General features: G+C 65.9%; 18 protein-coding genes and 2 tRNA genes (1 of these 20 cut by a window edge). 10 read left to right on the top strand and 10 right to left on the bottom strand.

Translation table 11 applies throughout. The features are described 5' to 3' along the window. Positions 1 to 54 precede the first annotated feature (54 nt). From lysS to Q4F91_RS00755, 8 genes are all read left to right on the top strand, one after another. A complete protein-coding gene (lysS, locus tag Q4F91_RS00790) occupies positions 55 to 1593 on the top strand; it encodes a lysine--tRNA ligase (protein ID WP_303333862.1) in 1539 nt (512 codons plus the stop codon). Positions 1594 to 1599: 6 nt separating this feature from the next. After that, complete coding sequence (locus Q4F91_RS00785; RefSeq protein ID WP_303333861.1) at positions 1600 to 2442, top strand: NUDIX domain-containing protein; 843 nt, start codon at positions 1600 to 1602, stop codon at positions 2440 to 2442. 217 nt (positions 2443 to 2659) lie between these two features. Continuing rightward, positions 2660 to 3436, top strand: a complete 777-nt coding sequence (locus Q4F91_RS00780; protein ID WP_303333860.1) for a DUF4198 domain-containing protein — start codon at positions 2660 to 2662, stop codon at positions 3434 to 3436. A 3-nt stretch (positions 3437 to 3439) separates the two neighbouring features. Next, complete coding sequence (gene cbiM / locus Q4F91_RS00775; protein ID WP_303333859.1) at positions 3440 to 4066, top strand: cobalt transporter CbiM; 627 nt, start codon at positions 3440 to 3442, stop codon at positions 4064 to 4066. Then, the gene (locus Q4F91_RS00770; RefSeq protein WP_303333858.1) at positions 4059 to 4367 is read left to right on the top strand and encodes a hypothetical protein; all 309 of its coding nucleotides are present in this window, start codon (positions 4059 to 4061) and stop codon (positions 4365 to 4367) included. Before cbiM ends, Q4F91_RS00770 begins: the two co-directional genes overlap by 8 nt. Positions 4368 to 4487: 120 nt before the next feature. Then, the gene (locus tag Q4F91_RS00765) at positions 4488 to 4661 is read left to right on the top strand and encodes a hypothetical protein (protein WP_303333857.1); all 174 of its coding nucleotides are present in this window, start codon (positions 4488 to 4490) and stop codon (positions 4659 to 4661) included. Positions 4662 to 4699: 38 nt separating this feature from the next. Then, positions 4700 to 5494 carry an energy-coupling factor transporter transmembrane protein EcfT gene (locus Q4F91_RS00760; RefSeq protein ID WP_303333856.1) on the top strand — a complete coding sequence of 265 codons (795 nt, stop codon included), beginning with the start codon at positions 4700 to 4702 and terminating at the stop codon, positions 5492 to 5494. After that, the gene (locus Q4F91_RS00755) at positions 5485 to 6150 is read left to right on the top strand and encodes an energy-coupling factor ABC transporter ATP-binding protein (RefSeq protein WP_303333855.1); all 666 of its coding nucleotides are present in this window, start codon (positions 5485 to 5487) and stop codon (positions 6148 to 6150) included. Before Q4F91_RS00760 ends, Q4F91_RS00755 begins: the two co-directional genes overlap by 10 nt. A 79-nt stretch (positions 6151 to 6229) precedes the next feature. On the opposite strand, the gene iscX is transcribed toward Q4F91_RS00755, so the two are convergent. The 10 genes from iscX to uvrB form a co-directional block, all read right to left on the bottom strand. Next, on the bottom strand, positions 6230 to 6430 hold the full coding sequence (iscX, locus tag Q4F91_RS00750) for a Fe-S cluster assembly protein IscX (protein WP_303333854.1): 201 nt from the start codon (positions 6428 to 6430) through the stop codon (positions 6230 to 6232). 6 nt (positions 6431 to 6436) lie between these two features. Then, on the bottom strand, positions 6437 to 6775 hold the full coding sequence (gene fdx, locus Q4F91_RS00745) for an ISC system 2Fe-2S type ferredoxin (protein ID WP_303333853.1): 339 nt from the start codon (positions 6773 to 6775) through the stop codon (positions 6437 to 6439). 88 nt (positions 6776 to 6863) lie between these two features. Then, positions 6864 to 8768, bottom strand: coding sequence for a Fe-S protein assembly chaperone HscA (gene hscA, locus Q4F91_RS00740; RefSeq protein ID WP_303333852.1), 1905 nt, complete (start codon positions 8766 to 8768; stop codon positions 6864 to 6866). A gap of 56 nt (positions 8769 to 8824) precedes the next feature. After that, the gene (gene hscB, locus Q4F91_RS00735; protein ID WP_303333851.1) at positions 8825 to 9316 is read right to left on the bottom strand and encodes a Fe-S protein assembly co-chaperone HscB; all 492 of its coding nucleotides are present in this window, start codon (positions 9314 to 9316) and stop codon (positions 8825 to 8827) included. 22 nt (positions 9317 to 9338) lie between these two features. Beyond that, positions 9339 to 9662 (bottom strand): iron-sulfur cluster assembly protein IscA, encoded by a 324-nt coding sequence (gene iscA, locus Q4F91_RS00730; protein WP_303333850.1) that lies wholly within the window; start codon positions 9660 to 9662, stop codon positions 9339 to 9341. 2 nt (positions 9663 to 9664) lie between these two features. Then, the gene (gene iscU, locus Q4F91_RS00725) at positions 9665 to 10054 is read right to left on the bottom strand and encodes a Fe-S cluster assembly scaffold IscU (RefSeq protein ID WP_303333849.1); all 390 of its coding nucleotides are present in this window, start codon (positions 10052 to 10054) and stop codon (positions 9665 to 9667) included. A gap of 109 nt (positions 10055 to 10163) precedes the next feature. Beyond that, positions 10164 to 11375, bottom strand: a complete 1212-nt coding sequence (locus Q4F91_RS00720; protein WP_303333848.1) for an IscS subfamily cysteine desulfurase — start codon at positions 11373 to 11375, stop codon at positions 10164 to 10166. Positions 11376 to 11440: 65 nt separating this feature from the next. Beyond that, positions 11441 to 11935 (bottom strand): Rrf2 family transcriptional regulator, encoded by a 495-nt coding sequence (locus Q4F91_RS00715; RefSeq protein ID WP_303333847.1) that lies wholly within the window; start codon positions 11933 to 11935, stop codon positions 11441 to 11443. Positions 11936 to 12135: 200 nt separating this feature from the next. Then, on the bottom strand, positions 12136 to 12660 hold the full coding sequence (locus Q4F91_RS00710; RefSeq protein ID WP_303333846.1) for a low molecular weight protein-tyrosine-phosphatase: 525 nt from the start codon (positions 12658 to 12660) through the stop codon (positions 12136 to 12138). Between the two features lie 180 nt (positions 12661 to 12840). Beyond that, complete coding sequence (gene uvrB / locus Q4F91_RS00705; RefSeq protein ID WP_303333845.1) at positions 12841 to 14898, bottom strand: excinuclease ABC subunit UvrB; 2058 nt, start codon at positions 14896 to 14898, stop codon at positions 12841 to 12843. A 143-nt stretch (positions 14899 to 15041) separates the two neighbouring features. Here uvrB and Q4F91_RS00700 point away from each other — a divergent pair. Next, a tRNA-Asn gene (locus Q4F91_RS00700) sits at positions 15042 to 15117 on the top strand. A gap of 37 nt (positions 15118 to 15154) precedes the next feature. Further along, positions 15155 to 15206, top strand: a tRNA-Asn gene (locus Q4F91_RS00695) (it continues 124 nt past the right edge of the window).

Raw genomic sequence — 15206 nt, 5'->3', positions numbered from 1 at the left:
CCCCCGGGGACCGAATCTTCCCGGGGGCAACCGCTTTTTCACCAGAGAAAAAAAATGGCTGAGACCAACGCTCAGGAAACCCCGGTGCAGCAGCAGGAAGCCGCCGCCGAGGAGAACCACATCATCGCGGAGCGCCGCGCGAAGCTCGCCGCGCTGCGCGCCGCCGGCGTCGCCTATCCGAACGACTTCAAGCGCACCGACCTCTTCGGTGACCTCCGCGCGAAGTACGGCGAGATGACCGCCGAGGAACTCGAGGCCGCCGCGCCCGAGGTCGCCTGCTCCGGCCGCGTGATGCTCAAGCGCATCATGGGCAAGGCGAGCTTCTGCACGCTGCGTGACTTCACGGGCGACATGCAGTACTTCGTGCAGATGAACGAAGTGGGCCCCGACGCCTACGCCGCCTTCAAGACGTATGACCTCGGCGACATCGTCGCCGGCCGCGGCACGCTCTTCCGCACCCGCGCGGGCGACCTCGCGATCCGCGTGAAGGAAATCCGCCTGATGACGAAGAGCATCAGGCCGCTCCCTGACAAGCACAAGGGCCTGCAGGACACGGAGCTCTGCTACCGCCAGCGCTACGTCGACCTCATCATGAACGAGGACTCGCGCCGCCGCTTCCTCATCCGCTCGAAGGCGATCGCCGCGATCCGCTCCTTCATGCTCGAGCACCGCTTCCTCGAGGTCGAGACCCCGATGCTCCACCCGATCCCGGGCGGTGCCAACGCGAAGCCCTTCGTGACGCATCACAACGCGCTCGACATGGACATGTACCTGCGCATCGCGCCGGAGCTCTACCTCAAGCGCCTCGTCGTCGGCGGCTTCGAGCGCGTGTTCGAGGTCAACCGCAACTTCCGCAACGAGGGCGTGTCGATCCGTCACAACCCCGAGTTCACGATGATGGAGTTCTACGCGACGTACTGGACGTACCGCGACCAGATGGACTACACCGAGGAGCTGCTGCGCTCGGTCGCCGTCGCCGCCACGGGCTCCGCCGTTCTGAACTACCAGGGCCACGAGATCGATCTCAGCAAGCCCTTCCACCGTCTCACCCCGCTTGAGGCGATCCGCAAGTTCGCGCCGCAGTACACCGACGAGCAGTTGAATGACGCCGCGTTCCTGCGCGCCGAGCTTGAGCGCCTGGGCGGCGAGATCCCCGTCGACGCCGGCGTGGGCGCGCTCCAGATGTCCCTCTTCGAGGAGACCGCGGAGACGAAGCTCATTGAGCCGACCTTCATCATCAACTACCCGGTCGAGATCTCTCCGCTTGCCCGCGCCTCCGACAGCGATCCGCAGATCACCGAGCGCTTCGAGCTCTACATCGCCGGCCGCGAGACCGCGAACGGCTTCTCCGAGCTCAATGACCCCGATGACCAGGCCGCCCGCTTCAAGGCCCAGGCCGACAAGAAGAGCCACGGCGACGACGAGGCCATGTACTACGACGCCGACTACATCCGCGCGCTCGAGTACGGCCTGCCCCCGACCGCCGGCTGCGGCATCGGCATCGACCGCTTCATCATGCTCCTCACGGACGCCCCGACGATCCGCGACGTGCTGCTCTTCCCGCACATGCGTCCCGAGAACTTCAAGGGCTGATCGACCATGACTGAAGAAGTGAGGACGCAGCGCGCCCTCGCTTCCGGGACCTTTGAAGCCCGCCTGAGCGCCGTCTGCGATGCGTTCACGGCGGGCTTTTCCGTTCCGGACGCGGGGCTCGTTCCCGTCATGTGGGAAGGGCATGTCGTCGGCCGCACGCTGCCCGACTGGGCGGCGCGCGTGGGCGCGCTTCCCGGCGCCATGTACAGCGGCACGGAACTCGCGCTTCCCCTCGAGCTCGAGCCCTTCGGACGGCTCATGCGCGAGGCCGGCCTTTCGCAGGGCTGGCGCGACGAACTCCTTGACCTGAGGGCCATGACCCGCCCCGACGCGCCGCCCGAGGGCAAGCCTCTTCTGAGGCTCGAGCGCGCGCTCTTCCGCCCGATCGGCGCGGGCACCTCCGCCGTGCAGATCACCGCGCGGCTGCGCGCGCCCAGCGACGAGCGCGACCCGGTCTTCCTCATGGCGAAGCGCAGTCAGAAAAAGCTCGTCGGCCCCGGCCTCTGGGACGGTCTCGCCGCGGGCATGATCGGCGCGGGCGAGACGCCTCTCAATGCGGCCGGCCGCGAGGCGATGGAGGAGGCGGGGCTCGAGAACCTCGAGGCGCTTCATCCCGAGGACCTGGGCTTTTACTGGGCGTCGCGCCCCATACGCCACGGGTGGCTCCACGAGGCGAGCCACTCCTTCTGCGTGACGCTGCCCGAGGGGTTCACGCCGCGGCCGCTCGACGGCGAGGTGGAGTGCTTCGAGGTCTGCTCGGCCGAGAAAGCGCTTGAGCGCATTGTCGAGGGGAAGATGATGAAGGAGGCCGCGATGGCGATGCTCCTCACGCTCAGGAAGCACTTCTGAGACCGATCACGATCGGTGTTCGCCGCGGAAGGTGTCCGAAGAGACACGCCGCGGCGAAATCACATTTACTGGCACGCATTTCGTGGGATTAGGCAATCCGAACTATTGCGGTCGAAAGTATGACGAAAATAAAATTCGTGTGAAAGGACGGTGCCGCCACATCGTCCGCCTTTTCACCGGACCGGTAGCGGACGGTCCCTCTGCCAAGAGTTTCCAGATGATTTCACACGCCAGAGTGCTCGCTGCACTCGCCGTTTTTCTTCCCCTTGCCGTCCAGGCTCATTTCGGCATCGTGATCCCTGACCACGCGACCGCGCTCGAGCGCGCCGAATCGCAGGTGAACCTCCGCATCGCCTTTGCGCACCCGATGGAGCGCAGCGGCATGACGATGGCGAAGCCGGTGAACTTCTCGGTCTGGGCCGACGGCGCGAAGACCGACCTCACGGGCACTCTCGCCGCCGACAAGCTCTTCGGGAAGGACTCCTGGAAGACCTCGTACCGACTCGGACGCCCGGGCGTCTACCAGTTCGTCGCCGAGCCCGTCCCCTACTGGGAGCCCGCCGAGGACAAGTTCATCGTTCACTACACCAAGACCGTCGTGAGCGCCTTCGGCGAGGAGGACGGCTGGGCCGAGCCCGTCGGCGTGCGCACGGAGATCGTTCCGCTCACGCGCCCCTTCGCGGCTTATGCGGGCAACGTCTTCCGCGGTCAGGTTCTGCTTGACGGCAAGCCCGCCGCGAACTGCGAGGTCGAGGTCGAGTACTTCAACGAGGACGGCTCGCGCCGGGCGCCGAACGACTACTTCGTCACGCAGGTCGTCCGCACCGATGCCGAGGGCATCTTCAGCTACGCCGCGCCGTGGGCCGGCTGGTGGGGATTCGCCGCCCTCAACGACGCCCCGGAGAAGATGAAGTTCGAGGGCGCGGAGAAGGACGTCGAGCTCGGTGCCGTGATCTGGATGGAGTTCACGGATCCGGCTGAGGCAAGGAAGTAAGAAATGCACATCGCTGAAGGTGTTCTCGCCGCGCCGGTGCTCGCAGCCGGCGCCGTTGCAGCAGCCGCCGGCATTGCCGTGGGTCTGAGGCGCCTGCCCTCGGAGCGCCTGATGACGGCTTCGCTCGCCGGGGCCGCCTTCTTCGTCGCCTCGCTCATCCACGTGCCAGTCGGCTTCTCGAGCGCGCACCTGATATTGAACGGCCTGGTCGGCATCCTCGCCGGCTGGGCGGCCTTTCCGGTGATCTTCGCGGCGCTCCTGCTGCAGAGCCTGCTCTTCGGATTCGGCGGCCTCACGGTGCTCGGCGTCAACACCTTCACGATGGCCACGGGGGCACTCGCCGCCCTCCTCGTCTTCCGCACCTGCACCCCCGCCTCCGGCAGCGGACTCGCCGCCGCCGCCGCGGCCTTCGCCGCGGGCGCGGTCGCCGTGCTTGTCGCGGCACTCCTCACCGCTCTCGCGCTCGGCTTCTCCGAGGAGGGCTTCAGGGCCGCTGCGGCGGCGCTCCTCATCGCGCACATCCCCGTGATGCTCGCCGAGGGTGTCATCACCGCGATCGTCGTGCGGATGCTGCGCAAAAGAAACCCCGCCCTCATCGGCAACGCATTCGGAGAAAAACAAAATGCCTGACCTGCGCCCGTTTCTCCTCACCCTGCTCGTGATTCTCGCGGGCACCGCAGCCGCGCACCGCGTCAACCTCTTCGCCTGGCCCGAGGGCGGGGAGATCGTCATTGAGAGCGGCTTCTCGGGCGGCTCGAAGGCCCGGGGCGCAGTGATCACCGTGACCGCTCCCGAGGGGGGACCGGCGGTCGTCACCGGGAAGACCGATGAGTCAGGCACCTGGCGTTTCACGCCACCCGCCGAGCTTGTCAAAGCCGGCAAGGGCGCGCTCCTCACCGTGGACGCGGGCGAGGAGCACCGCAACACCTAGATGGTCGAGGCCGGTGAACTCGCCTCCGCCGCAGGCGTCTCCACGGGAGCGGCTGCTCACTCCGAGACTGTCCCCGCTCCCAAGGCAGCTGCCGGCGAAGCTCTTCCTTCAGCGCCGGCCGTGACCGCAGGCCTTACCGAGGCCGACGTGGAGGCCGCCGTTGCGCGGGCGCTTGACCGCCGCCTCGCTCCGATCGAGAAACGTCTCGCCGAGAGCCTCGACCCGGGTCCGAGGGTGCAAGACATCGTGGGCGGCATCGGCTGGCTGATCGGTCTCGGGGGCATCGCCGCCTGAGCACAGAGCCGCAGAAACACTCGGGAGGGAGAAAGGAAATGACTGAACGAGCCTCCGCCGAAGCACTGCCCGCCGCTCACATTTCGCGGTTTTCTCTCCTTGCCGCCCCGGGTGACCGGGCGCGGCTCATCCTTTTCGGGCTCCTCGCCCTGACGGCCGCGGTTCTGAAGACCCCGGCCGCCGCCGGGGCAGCCTTCGCGGGCGCTGCGCTCCTGCTCGCGCTCTGTCTCGGGAACATGAGGAAGCGTTCACTCCTCAGGAACGTCGCCGCAGTGAATGTCTTCACGACGGCCCTCTGGCTCATCGTTCCTTGGACGACGCCCGGTGAGTCAGTGCTCACACTCGGCGTGGTCCCGATTACCCGCGAGGGACTCCTCCTCGCACTCCTCACCACGCTGCGCTGCAACGCGGTGCTCTTCCTTTTCCTCGTGCTCGCGGCACCGATGGGCGTCTCCCGCACCGCAGCGACGATGGGCGCGCTTGGCATGCCCGCGAAGCTCGTCACCCTGATAACGCTCATGGCGCGCCAGATCCTCGCCCTCCGGCAGGAGCTTGCTCACATGCGCGAGGCGGCGATGCTCCGAGGGTTCGAACCGCGCATGAATCTCCACACTTACCGCACGCTCGCCGCCTTCGTCTCGCTCCTCTTCCTGCGCGCCTTCATGAAGAGCCGGCGTCTTGAGGAAGCGCTCACTCTCCGGGGCTTCTCCGGATCGTGGCCGAGGCGCGCCGTGCCCGGCCTCACCCTGGCGGAAGTTCTCCTGATCGGCGGTGTCGCCTTCGCCGCCGCCCTGCTCCTTCTCGCCGACCGCGGAGTGATCGCATGTCTGTGACGGATGAAGACTTCTTCCGCGTGACCGGGCTCACCTTCGCATGGCTCGCCGGTGCGCCGCTCTTTCGGGACGCGGACTTCCGCTGCGGCATGACCGAGCGCCTCGGCATCGCCGCGGACAACGGCACCGGGAAATCCACGTTCCTGAGGATCCTCACCGGACTTGAGACGCCTCAGACGGGCGAGATCCTCTGCATGGGCGACGCGGCGAAGACAAAGGAGGACTTCCGGCGCGTACGCACGCGCGCGGGCTTCGTGCTCCAGAACCCCGACGATCAGCTCTTCTTTCCCGAGGTGATCGACGACGTGATGTTCGGCCCGATGAACCTCGGTCTCACGGAAAACGAGGCGCGTGAGCGCGCGCAGGAAGTGCTCGCCCGACTCGGGATCGCGCACCTCGCGCACGCCGACTCCTTCAGCCTCTCGGGCGGGCAGAAACGGCTCGTCACCGTCGCGAGCGTCCTCTCGATGAACCCGACGGGACTGCTCCTCGACGAGCCGAGCACGGGGCTCGACCGCGCCGCGCGCACTCGCCTCTCCGAAGTGCTCCTCGCCTTCCCCGGCCCTGAGATCATCGTGAGCCACGACGAAAAGTTCCTCGCCGGTCTCTGCACCCGTGTAGTCACGATCGAGGACGGGAAGTTCCGCACGCTCTGAGGAGTACCCGCTCAAAAATCAGAAAGCCCTGCGTCCGCCAAGGATTCGCAGGGCTTCTTGCCTTCGGAGGGAAGGCAGATCAGTCGCGCTCGTCAAGCCAGGCCTGGAGGATCGCCTCGAGGATGCGCTCGTTGCTGGCCTCGGGGTCGTCATCGAACCCGGGGAGCGCGATCACCATCGCATGGAGCTTCACGAAGGAGAGCGTGAGCGGGTCCAGGTCCGGGTTGGCGTCATAGAGCGCCTCGCCGATCGCGCGGGCATCGGTCCACTTGAGCGCCATGACGGTTTACTCCCTTTCGCCGACGAGATTGCGGTTGTAGCGCGGGATCTCGACCGTGACGTCCTCGTCTCCGAGCTTCGCCTGGCAGGAGAGACGGCTCTCGGCGCAGGCGCCCCAGGCCGTGTCGAGGTGGTCGAGCTCGTTGTCCGAGGGCTCGGAGAGCGAGTCGTAGCCCTCGCGGATGATGACGTGGCAGGTGGCGCACGCACAGTTGAACTCGCAGGCGTGCGGGATCTTCACGCCGGCGGCGAGCATGGCCTTGGCGAGCACGACGCCCGGCTCGGCGTCAAACGTGATTCCCTGCGGGCAGAGTTCCTCGTGGGGAAGAATGGTGATCTTGGGCATTGCTTGTTCCTCTTCGTTTTAGTTCTGATCGGGGCGGCGGGATTCGAACTCGCGACCCGCCGCCGGGGTCTCAGTGCATGTTTGGTTGTCAGTCCTTCTTCGTCTCGTCGTCGCCTTCGAGGCCGAAGATGTCGTCGTCGATCGACTTGCCGGCGAGCGCGGCGCGGATCGAGCGGTCCATGCGGCGTTCGGCGAAGGATTCCGTGCCCTTGGCAAGCGCCTCGAGCGCGGCGTGGATCGCGTCGGCGTCCGTGCCGGCGGCGAGTTCGGCGAGCTTCGTTCCGAGCGCCTCGATCTCGGCCAATTCCTCGGCCGAGAGCAGGTCCTTGTCGGCGTCAAGCGCGCTCCTCGTGCTCTCGAGAAGCCTGCGGGCCTCGACCTGCTCCTCGCGGAGCTTGCGGGCGAGCATGTCGGCCTCGGCGCTCGTGTTGCCCTCCTGGAGCATGCGCACGATGTCGTCGTCCGAGAGCCCGTAGGAGGGCTTCACCTCCACGCGGGCCTCGACGCCCGAGGTCATCTCGCGCGCGGAGACGGAGAGCAGTCCGTCCGCGTCGATCTGGAAGGTGACGCGGATGCGGGCGGCGCCCGCTGCCATCGGCGGGATGCCGCGCAGTTCGAACCGCGCGAGCGAACGGCAGGCGTCCACCACCTCGCGCTCGCCCTGCACCACATGGATCGCCATGGCGGTCTGGCCGTCGCGGAAGGTCGTGAAGTCCTGCGCGCAGGCGATCGGAATCGCGGAGTTGCGCGGAATCACTTTCTCGACGAGGCCGCCCATGGTCTCGAGGCCGAGCGAGAGCGGCGTCACGTCAAGGAGCAGCCAGTCATCGCCCTCGCCCGCGTTGCCGGCGAGCTTGTTGGCCTGCATCGCGGCGCCGACGGCGACCACGCAGTCCGGGTCGATGCCGGTCAGGGGGTCAACCCCGAAGTAGTCGCGCACGGCGATGCGCACGGCGGGCATGCGGGTCGAGCCGCCCACGAGGACGACGCCCTTCACGTCCGATTTCGTGAGCTTCGCATCGGCGAGCACCCGGGCCGCGGCCTCGATCGTCTCGTCGACGAGATGCTTCGTCGCGGCGTCAAACTCGGCGCGCGAGTAGTCGAGCTCGATCTTCCTGCCGCCCGAGAGCGCGAGGGAGACGGGCGCCGTGTCGGACTCGGTGAGCGCCTCCTTCGTGCGCTTCGCGGCGTCGAGCAGCTGACGGCGGTCCTCGGGGGTGAGGCCGGCCGCGTCGCCCAGTGCCTTCGTGAAGCGCTCGAAGACGATGTGGTCGAAGTCGTCGCCGCCCAGAGCGGCGTTGCCGCCGGTGGCGAGCACCTCGAAGACGCCGCGCGTGAGCTTCAAGAGCGACACGTCGAAGGTGCCGCCGCCGAGGTCATAGACGAGGTAGATGCCCTCGGCGCCGTTGTCGAGGCCGTAGGCGAGCGCCGCCGCGGTGGGCTCGGAGAGGAGTCTCAGCACCGTGAGATCGGCGAGCCTCGCCGCGTCCTTCGTCGCCTGACGCTGCGCGTCGTCGAAGTAGGCCGGAACCGTGATCACTGCGCCGGTGAGCTCGCCGCCCAGGCGCTCCTCGGCGCGGGCCTTGAGCGTCTTCAGGACCTGCGCGCTCACCTCCACGGGCGACTTGCGGCCGGCGACGGTGTCGATGGCGACGCCGCCCGGCACTTCCTCGATGCGGTAGGGAAGCGCGGGGAGGTTCTTCAGATCCGAGCGGCCGCGGCCTATGAGGCGCTTGGCCGAGTAGATCGTGTTCTCGGGATCGAGCTCGGCGGCGGCGAGCGCCTCCCAGCCCGTTTCGACCGAGCCGTCCGCGAGGTAGCGGACGACCGACGGCAGGAGCCTCCTGCCCTCCGCGTCCGCGATCACCTCGGGCGTGCCCGAGAAGACGGAGGCGACGAGCGAGTTGGTCGTGCCGAGATCTATGCCGACGGCAAGACGGTGCTCATGAGGAGCGGCCGAGAGTCCGGGCTCGGCGATCTGAAAAAGGGCCATGACTAGTGATTCTTTTTGTGGAATTGTTCTTCTTGTCCCCGGTGCGGACCGCGCCTTCAGCGGGTCTGCTCGAGGAAGCGGGCGATGAACATCAGGCGCCGCGTGAGATCGCGCGCGGCGTCCCAGTCGGCGCGCTCATCGATCGCGCGGGCGAGCTCGGCCTCGGTCTCCCCGAACCGGGAGCGGGCCTTCGCACGGACGGCCTCGCGGCCGGCCTCGTCGGCGGCGTCCTCGAGATCCTCGCGCCAGCTCATCTGCTCCATGAGGAAGTCAGCGGGCATGCGCGTGTCCGTCTCGGCGCCGACCGGGTGACCGGCGGTCTCGAGGAGCAGCGTGGCGCGCTTCACCGGATCCGAGAGCGTCGCGAAGCTCTCGTTGATGCGGGCGCTCCACTGCTCGGCGACGCGTCGCTCGGCCGCGGGGCGGCCGGCGAAGCGGTCCGGGTGGACCTTCAGGATCGCGCGCTCGTGGGCGGCCTTGAGCTTTTCAAGGTCAATCGAGAACTTCGGCGCGAGGCCGAAGAGCTCGAAGGGAGAAAGCATTGCCATCTCTGAAAACTTATCCTGCAGGTCAGACGTTGAAGGACTCGCCGCAGCCGCAGCGGCTCTTCTCGTTGGGGTTCTTGAAGCGGAACCCTTCCTGCAGGCCCTCGCGGGTGTAGTCGAGCTCGGTGCCGTCGATGTAGGGAAGGCTCTTCTCATCGACGATCACCTTGACGCCGAAGCTCTCCCAGACCTTGTCGTCATCGTTGACGGCGTCGGCGAACTCGAGCTTGTAGGCCATGCCGGAGCAGCCGGAGGTCTTGACGCCGAGGCGCAGACCGATGCCCTTGCCGCGGCGGTCGATGTACTTCTGGACGTGACGGGCGGCCGCTTCAGTGAGGGTGACGGGCATTCTCAGTTCTCCTTGGTCTGCTTGGCACGGTAGTCGGCGATGGCGGCCTTGACGGCGTCCTCGGCGAGAATCGAGCAGTGGATCTTCACGGGCGGGAGCGCGAGCTCGTCGGCGATCTCGGCGTTGGTGATCTTGCCGGCCTCGTCGAGCGTCTTGCCCTTCACCCACTCGGAGACGAGGGAGGAGGAGGCGATGGCCGAGCCGCAGCCGTAGGTCTTGAACTTCGCGTCCTCGATGACGCCTTCGTCGTTCACCTTGATCTGCAGGCGCATCACGTCGCCGCAGGCAGGGGCGCCCACCATGCCGGTGCCGACATCCTGGGCGTTCTTGTCGAGCGTGCCGACGTTGCGGGGATGCTCGTAGTGGTCGATCAGCTTTTCACTGTAGGCCATGATTGTTCTTCACTCCGTTGTCCGCTTTCCCGGGAGGAGACTCTCTTCGGGAGTCTCTGAGACCTCTCCCGGGCGGACTGATTCAAAAAATGGTTTGGTTCGCGGTGGATCAGTGGGCGGCCCACTTGATCGACTTCAGGTCAACGCCTTCCTTGTGCATCTCCCAGAGCGGGGAGAGCTCGCGGAGCTTGGCGACGGCCTCGGTGAGGATCTCGATCGCACGGTCGATCTCCTCCTCGGTCGTGAAGCGGCCGAGCGTGAAGCGGATCGAGCTGTGGGCGAGCTCATCGTCACGGCCGAGCGCGCGGAGCACGTAGGAGGGCTCGAGCGAGGCGGACGTGCAGGCGGAGCCCGAGGAGACGGCGAGGTCCTTGACGGCCATCATCAGGCTCTCGCCCTCGATGAAGGCGAAGGAGACGTTCAGGTTGAAGCAGACGCGGTTCTCCCAGTCGCCGTTCAGGTACACATCGGGGATGTTCTTCTGGATGCCTTCCCAGAGGCGGTCACGGAGACGCCTGAGGCGCGGCACCTCGGTGGGCATCTCGACGCGCGCGAGACGGTAGGCCTCGCCCATGCCGACGATCTGGTGCGTCGGGAGCGTGCCCGAGCGCATGCCGCGCTCGTGGCCGCCGCCGTGCATCTGGCACTCAATGCGCACGCGCGGCTTGCGACGGACGTAGAGCGCGCCGATGCCCTTGGGGCCGTAGACCTTGTGCGCCGAGAGGCTCATGAGGCCCACCTTGAGGCGGTCGACGTTGAGGTCGATCTTGCCCGCGGCCTGGGTGGCGTCGCAGTGGAAGGTGATGCCGCGCTCGCGGCAGAGCTCGCCGATCTTCTCGATCGGCTGGATCACGCCGATCTCGTTGTTGACGGCCATCACGGAGATCAGCGTCGTGTCCGGGCGGATGGCGTTCACGAGATCGTCCCAGCTGATCAGACCGTTCTCCTGGACGTCCAGGTACGTGACCTCGAAGCCCTCGCTCTCAAGATGGCGCATGGAGTCAAGAACGGCCTTGTGCTCGGTCTTGACGGTGATGAGGTGCTTGCCCTTGTCCTTGTTGAAGTGGGCGGCGCCCTTGATGGCGAGGTTGTCCGCCTCGGTGGCGCCCGAGGTGAAGACGATCTCGCGCGGATCGGCGCCGATCAGGGCGGCGATCTCGGCACGGGCTTCCTCGACGGCCTTCTCCGCGTCCCAGCCGTAGGCGTGGCTGTGCGAGGCGGGGTTGCCGAAGCGCTCATTGAGGTAAGGAACCATCTTCTCGACCACGCGCGGGTCGCAAGGGGTCGTGGCGGAGTAGTCGAGGTAAATCGGAAGCTTCATTTTCTTGAAAATTCCTGGAGTTGAATGACTTGGGTTCTGGTCTTTCCGGGTCTTGGACGCCGGGGTCAGGCCACTTTGCCGCGGTCTGACGCCGCGCTGTTCTTTACGGGGATGACCGCCGGAATCACCGTCTCAGTTCCGTGATGATGGTGAGCGGCCTCGGCCACGAGCGATGCGAGCGAGACGCCCGCGAGGAAGCGCTCGATGACGTTGTTGAGGTCTTCCCACAGGTGGTGCGTGAGGCAGGAGGCGCCGCCCTGGCAGGTGCCCTCGCCGCCGCACTGGGTGGTATCCATGTTCTCGTCGACCGCGATGATGATGCGGTCGATGGTGATTGATTCAGCAGGCTCGGCGAGACGGTAGCCGCCGCCCGGTCCGCGGGTGCTCTCAACGAGCCCGGCGCGGCGCAGTCTGCAGAAGATCTGCTCGAGATAAGTGAGCGAGATCTTCTGGCGTTCAGCGATCTGGGCGATGGGGATGGGCGAGCCGCATTCCTCCGCGCGCATGGCGAGATCCACCATGGCGGTGACGGCGAAGCGCCCCTTCGTTGTGAGCTTCAAGTCGTTCTCCTGAAAATGCGCGGCCGGGGAATCTGTCGTTCCGGGGTGCCGGTCCGTGCATTCCTGACTAAATCAGTCAATTTTGGAGACGGATTGTACTCTGCAATTTCTGACCAATCAAGTCAGGTATTGCAGATCTTCTCAGAAGCTCTGCGGCAGAAGGCCCCGGAGGATTCCGAGGCCCTGGTGTGACGGGTGTTTCAGTGCTTGGCAGCGGCGGCGGCGCGCTCTGCCTTGAGCTGCTTGGCTTTCTTCTCGTAGTACTCGAGCAGGCCCTCGCAGGCGTCCGAGCAGTACTCGAAGGCCTGCACGAAGCCCTCGTTGACGCCGAAGTACGGGTCCGGGACGATGGCCTCGTCGAACTCGTTGGCGTAGCGCATCATGAGCTGGATCTTGTGCTGGCACTCGGCCGGGGCGCGCTGCTGGAGCTCCGTGAGCACCTCCCAGTCCATCGCGAGGATCAGGTCGTACTTGACGAAGTCATCGGGCTGGATGCGGCGGGCCTGGTGGCCCACGAGCTGCACGTCGCGCCTGCGGCACGTGAGCACGGCACGCGGATCGCAGGGATCACCCTCGTGCGTGTCGGACATGCCCGCGCTTGAAGATTCAAAGACATCCTCAAAACCGGCCTCCTTCGCCTTCTTGGCAAAGATGGCCTGCGCCATGGGGCTGCGGCACACGTTGCCGGAGCATACGAAGAGGATCTTTATCGTCTTGTCATCCATTGTTCTTGGTCCCGATGGCCGCTCCTCAGGAGCGGCTGCAGGTGCCTCCGGGGAAGAGTGAAATTGGACAGGCAGACCCGCAGGATTTAATCCTACTGCAGTCGCCGTGGTTTTCCTAGTAGGGCAGTTCCGTATACGGAACGCTCGGTGCCCCTGAAATATCCCGTTTTTCCGTCAGCATCAGCCGTCAACCGACGCACCGAAGGCTGCCGTGCGCAGGCGCTTCAGTTCCTCGCGGACCTTCGCCGCCTTCTCGAAATCGAGGTCGCGCGCGTAGCGCATCATCTCGGCCTCGAGCTCCTCAAGGCGCTTCGCCGTCGACTTCTCGTCGCTGAGATCGACACCCTCGGGAGCGGAGAACGTCGCGTCGGGGCCTCTGTAAACGCCGTCGATGATCTCGCGGATTTCCTTCTTGACCCCCCGGGGCGTGATGCCGTGCTCCTTGTTGTAGGCCTGCTGCTTCTCGCGGCGGCGCTCGGTCTCGGTGAGCGCCTGCTTCATCGAGTCGGTCATGCGGTCGCCGTAGAGGATCGCGCGGCCGGCGAGGTTTCGCGCCGCCCGGCCGATCGTCTGGATGAGCGACCTCGTCGAACGGAGAAAGCCCTCCTTGTCCGCGTCGAGTATCGCGACGAGCGAGACCTCGGGGATGTCGAGGCCCTCGCGGAGCAGGTTGATGCCGACCAGGACGTCAAACGTTCCCGAGCGGAGGTCACGGATGATCTCCACGCGCTCGACGGTGTCGATGTCGCTGTGGAGGTAGCGCACCTTCACGCCCTGCTCGGAGAGGAAGTCCGTGAGGTCCTCCGCCATTTTTTTCGTAAGTGTTGTCACGAGGACACGCTCGCCCTTCGCGACCGTCTCGGTGATCTCGCCCAAGAGGTCATCGACCTGGGTGAGCGCGGGACGCACCTCGACCTGCGGATCGACGAGACCGGTCGGACGGACCACCTGCTCGACGATCTCGCCCTCGCTCTTCTCGATCTCATAGTCGGCGGGCGTGGCGGAGACGAAGACCGAGCGGCGCATCTTGCGCTCGAACTCGTCGAACCTCAGCGGCCGGTTGTCGAGCGCCGAGGGCAGACGGAAGCCGTAGCGCACGAGCGTTTCCTTGCGGGCCCGGTCGCCGCGGTACATGCCTCCGAGCTGCCCCATCATCACGTGGCTCTCGTCGAAGAACATGATGGCGTCCGCCGGGAGATAGTCGATGAGGCACGGGGGCGCGACGCCGGGCGCGAGGCCCGTGAGGTGCCTCGAGTAGTTCTCGATGCCCTTGCAGAAACCGACCTGGTCGAGCATCTCAATGTCAAAGAGCGTGCGCTGCTCGAGGCGCTGCGCCTCAACGAGGAGGTTCTGGGCGAGAAGCTCCGCCTTGCGTTCCCTGAGCTCCGCCTTGATCGTCTCGATCGCCCGGACGATGTCGTCGCGCGGGGTCACGTAGTGGCTCGCCGGGTAGACGGCGAAGCGCGGAACCTTCTGCAGGACCTTGCCCGTGATCGGATCGAAAAGCAGGATCGCGTCGACCTCGTCATCGAAGAGCTCGATGCGGACCGCCGTCTCGGCGTGCTCCGCCGGGAAGACGTCGACCGTGTCGCCGCGGACGCGGAACGTGCCGCGCATGAACTCCATGTCGGTGCGCTTGTACTGCATGCGCACGAGCTGCCCGATCAGGCTCCTCTGGCTCTTGCGGTCGCCGGTGCGCAGGATGAGGCGCATGTCGGTGTAGCTCTCGGGCGCGCCGATGCCGTAGATCGAGCTCACGGTGGCGACGATGATCGTGTCGCGGCGCTCGAGAATGGACTTCGTCGCGGCGAGACGCATCTGCTCGATGTGCTCGTTCACGGCGGCGTCCTTCTCGATGAAGAGGTCGCGCGCCGGCACATAGGCCTCGGGCTGGTAGAAGTCGTAGTAGGAGACGAAGTACTCGACGGCGTTCTCCGGGAAGAAGTCCCTCATCTCGGAGTAGGTCTGCGCGGCGAGCGTCTTGTTCGGCGCGAAGATGATCGCGGGCACGCCCTCTCGGGCGATGACGTTCGCCATCGTGTAGGTCTTGCCCGAGCCCGTCACGCCGAGCAGCGTCTGGTACATCACGCCGTTCTCAAGGCCCGACGCGAGCGCCTCGATCGCCTGGGGCTGGTCGCCCGAGGGCGGAAAAGGCTCGTGCAGGATGAAGGGAGAGTTGGGAAACGTGACGGTGCGCACCGCTGGGGCCTCGTGCTTTTTTGTGGGACGGTCTTTCATTCTACGAATCCGCGCTTCGCCTGCGGCACAGGCGTTTTGAAGAGATTCCTTGATTTTTATGAGTTTTTCTGGATTGTTACAATTGGATACATTCAGAAATTTGGCAACATCCGTCTTTTACCCATATACTTCGCATCCTTGATTCCCCGATAGCTCAGTCGGTAGAGCGACGGACTGTTAATCCGCAGGTCGCTGGTTCGAGCCCAGCTCGGGGAGCCAAGCAAAATTCGATTTAGCGTCGCAAGACGCACTGGATTCCCCGATAGCTCAGTCGGTAGAGCGACGGACTGTTAATCCGCAGGTCGCTG

This window comes from Sutterella sp. (assembly GCF_030539355.1).
In the GTDB taxonomy this organism is placed as follows: domain Bacteria; phylum Pseudomonadota; class Gammaproteobacteria; order Burkholderiales; family Burkholderiaceae_F; genus Sutterella.
The sequence above is the reverse complement of the archived record's forward strand: the minus strand, read 5'-3'. Positions and strand labels throughout refer to the sequence as shown.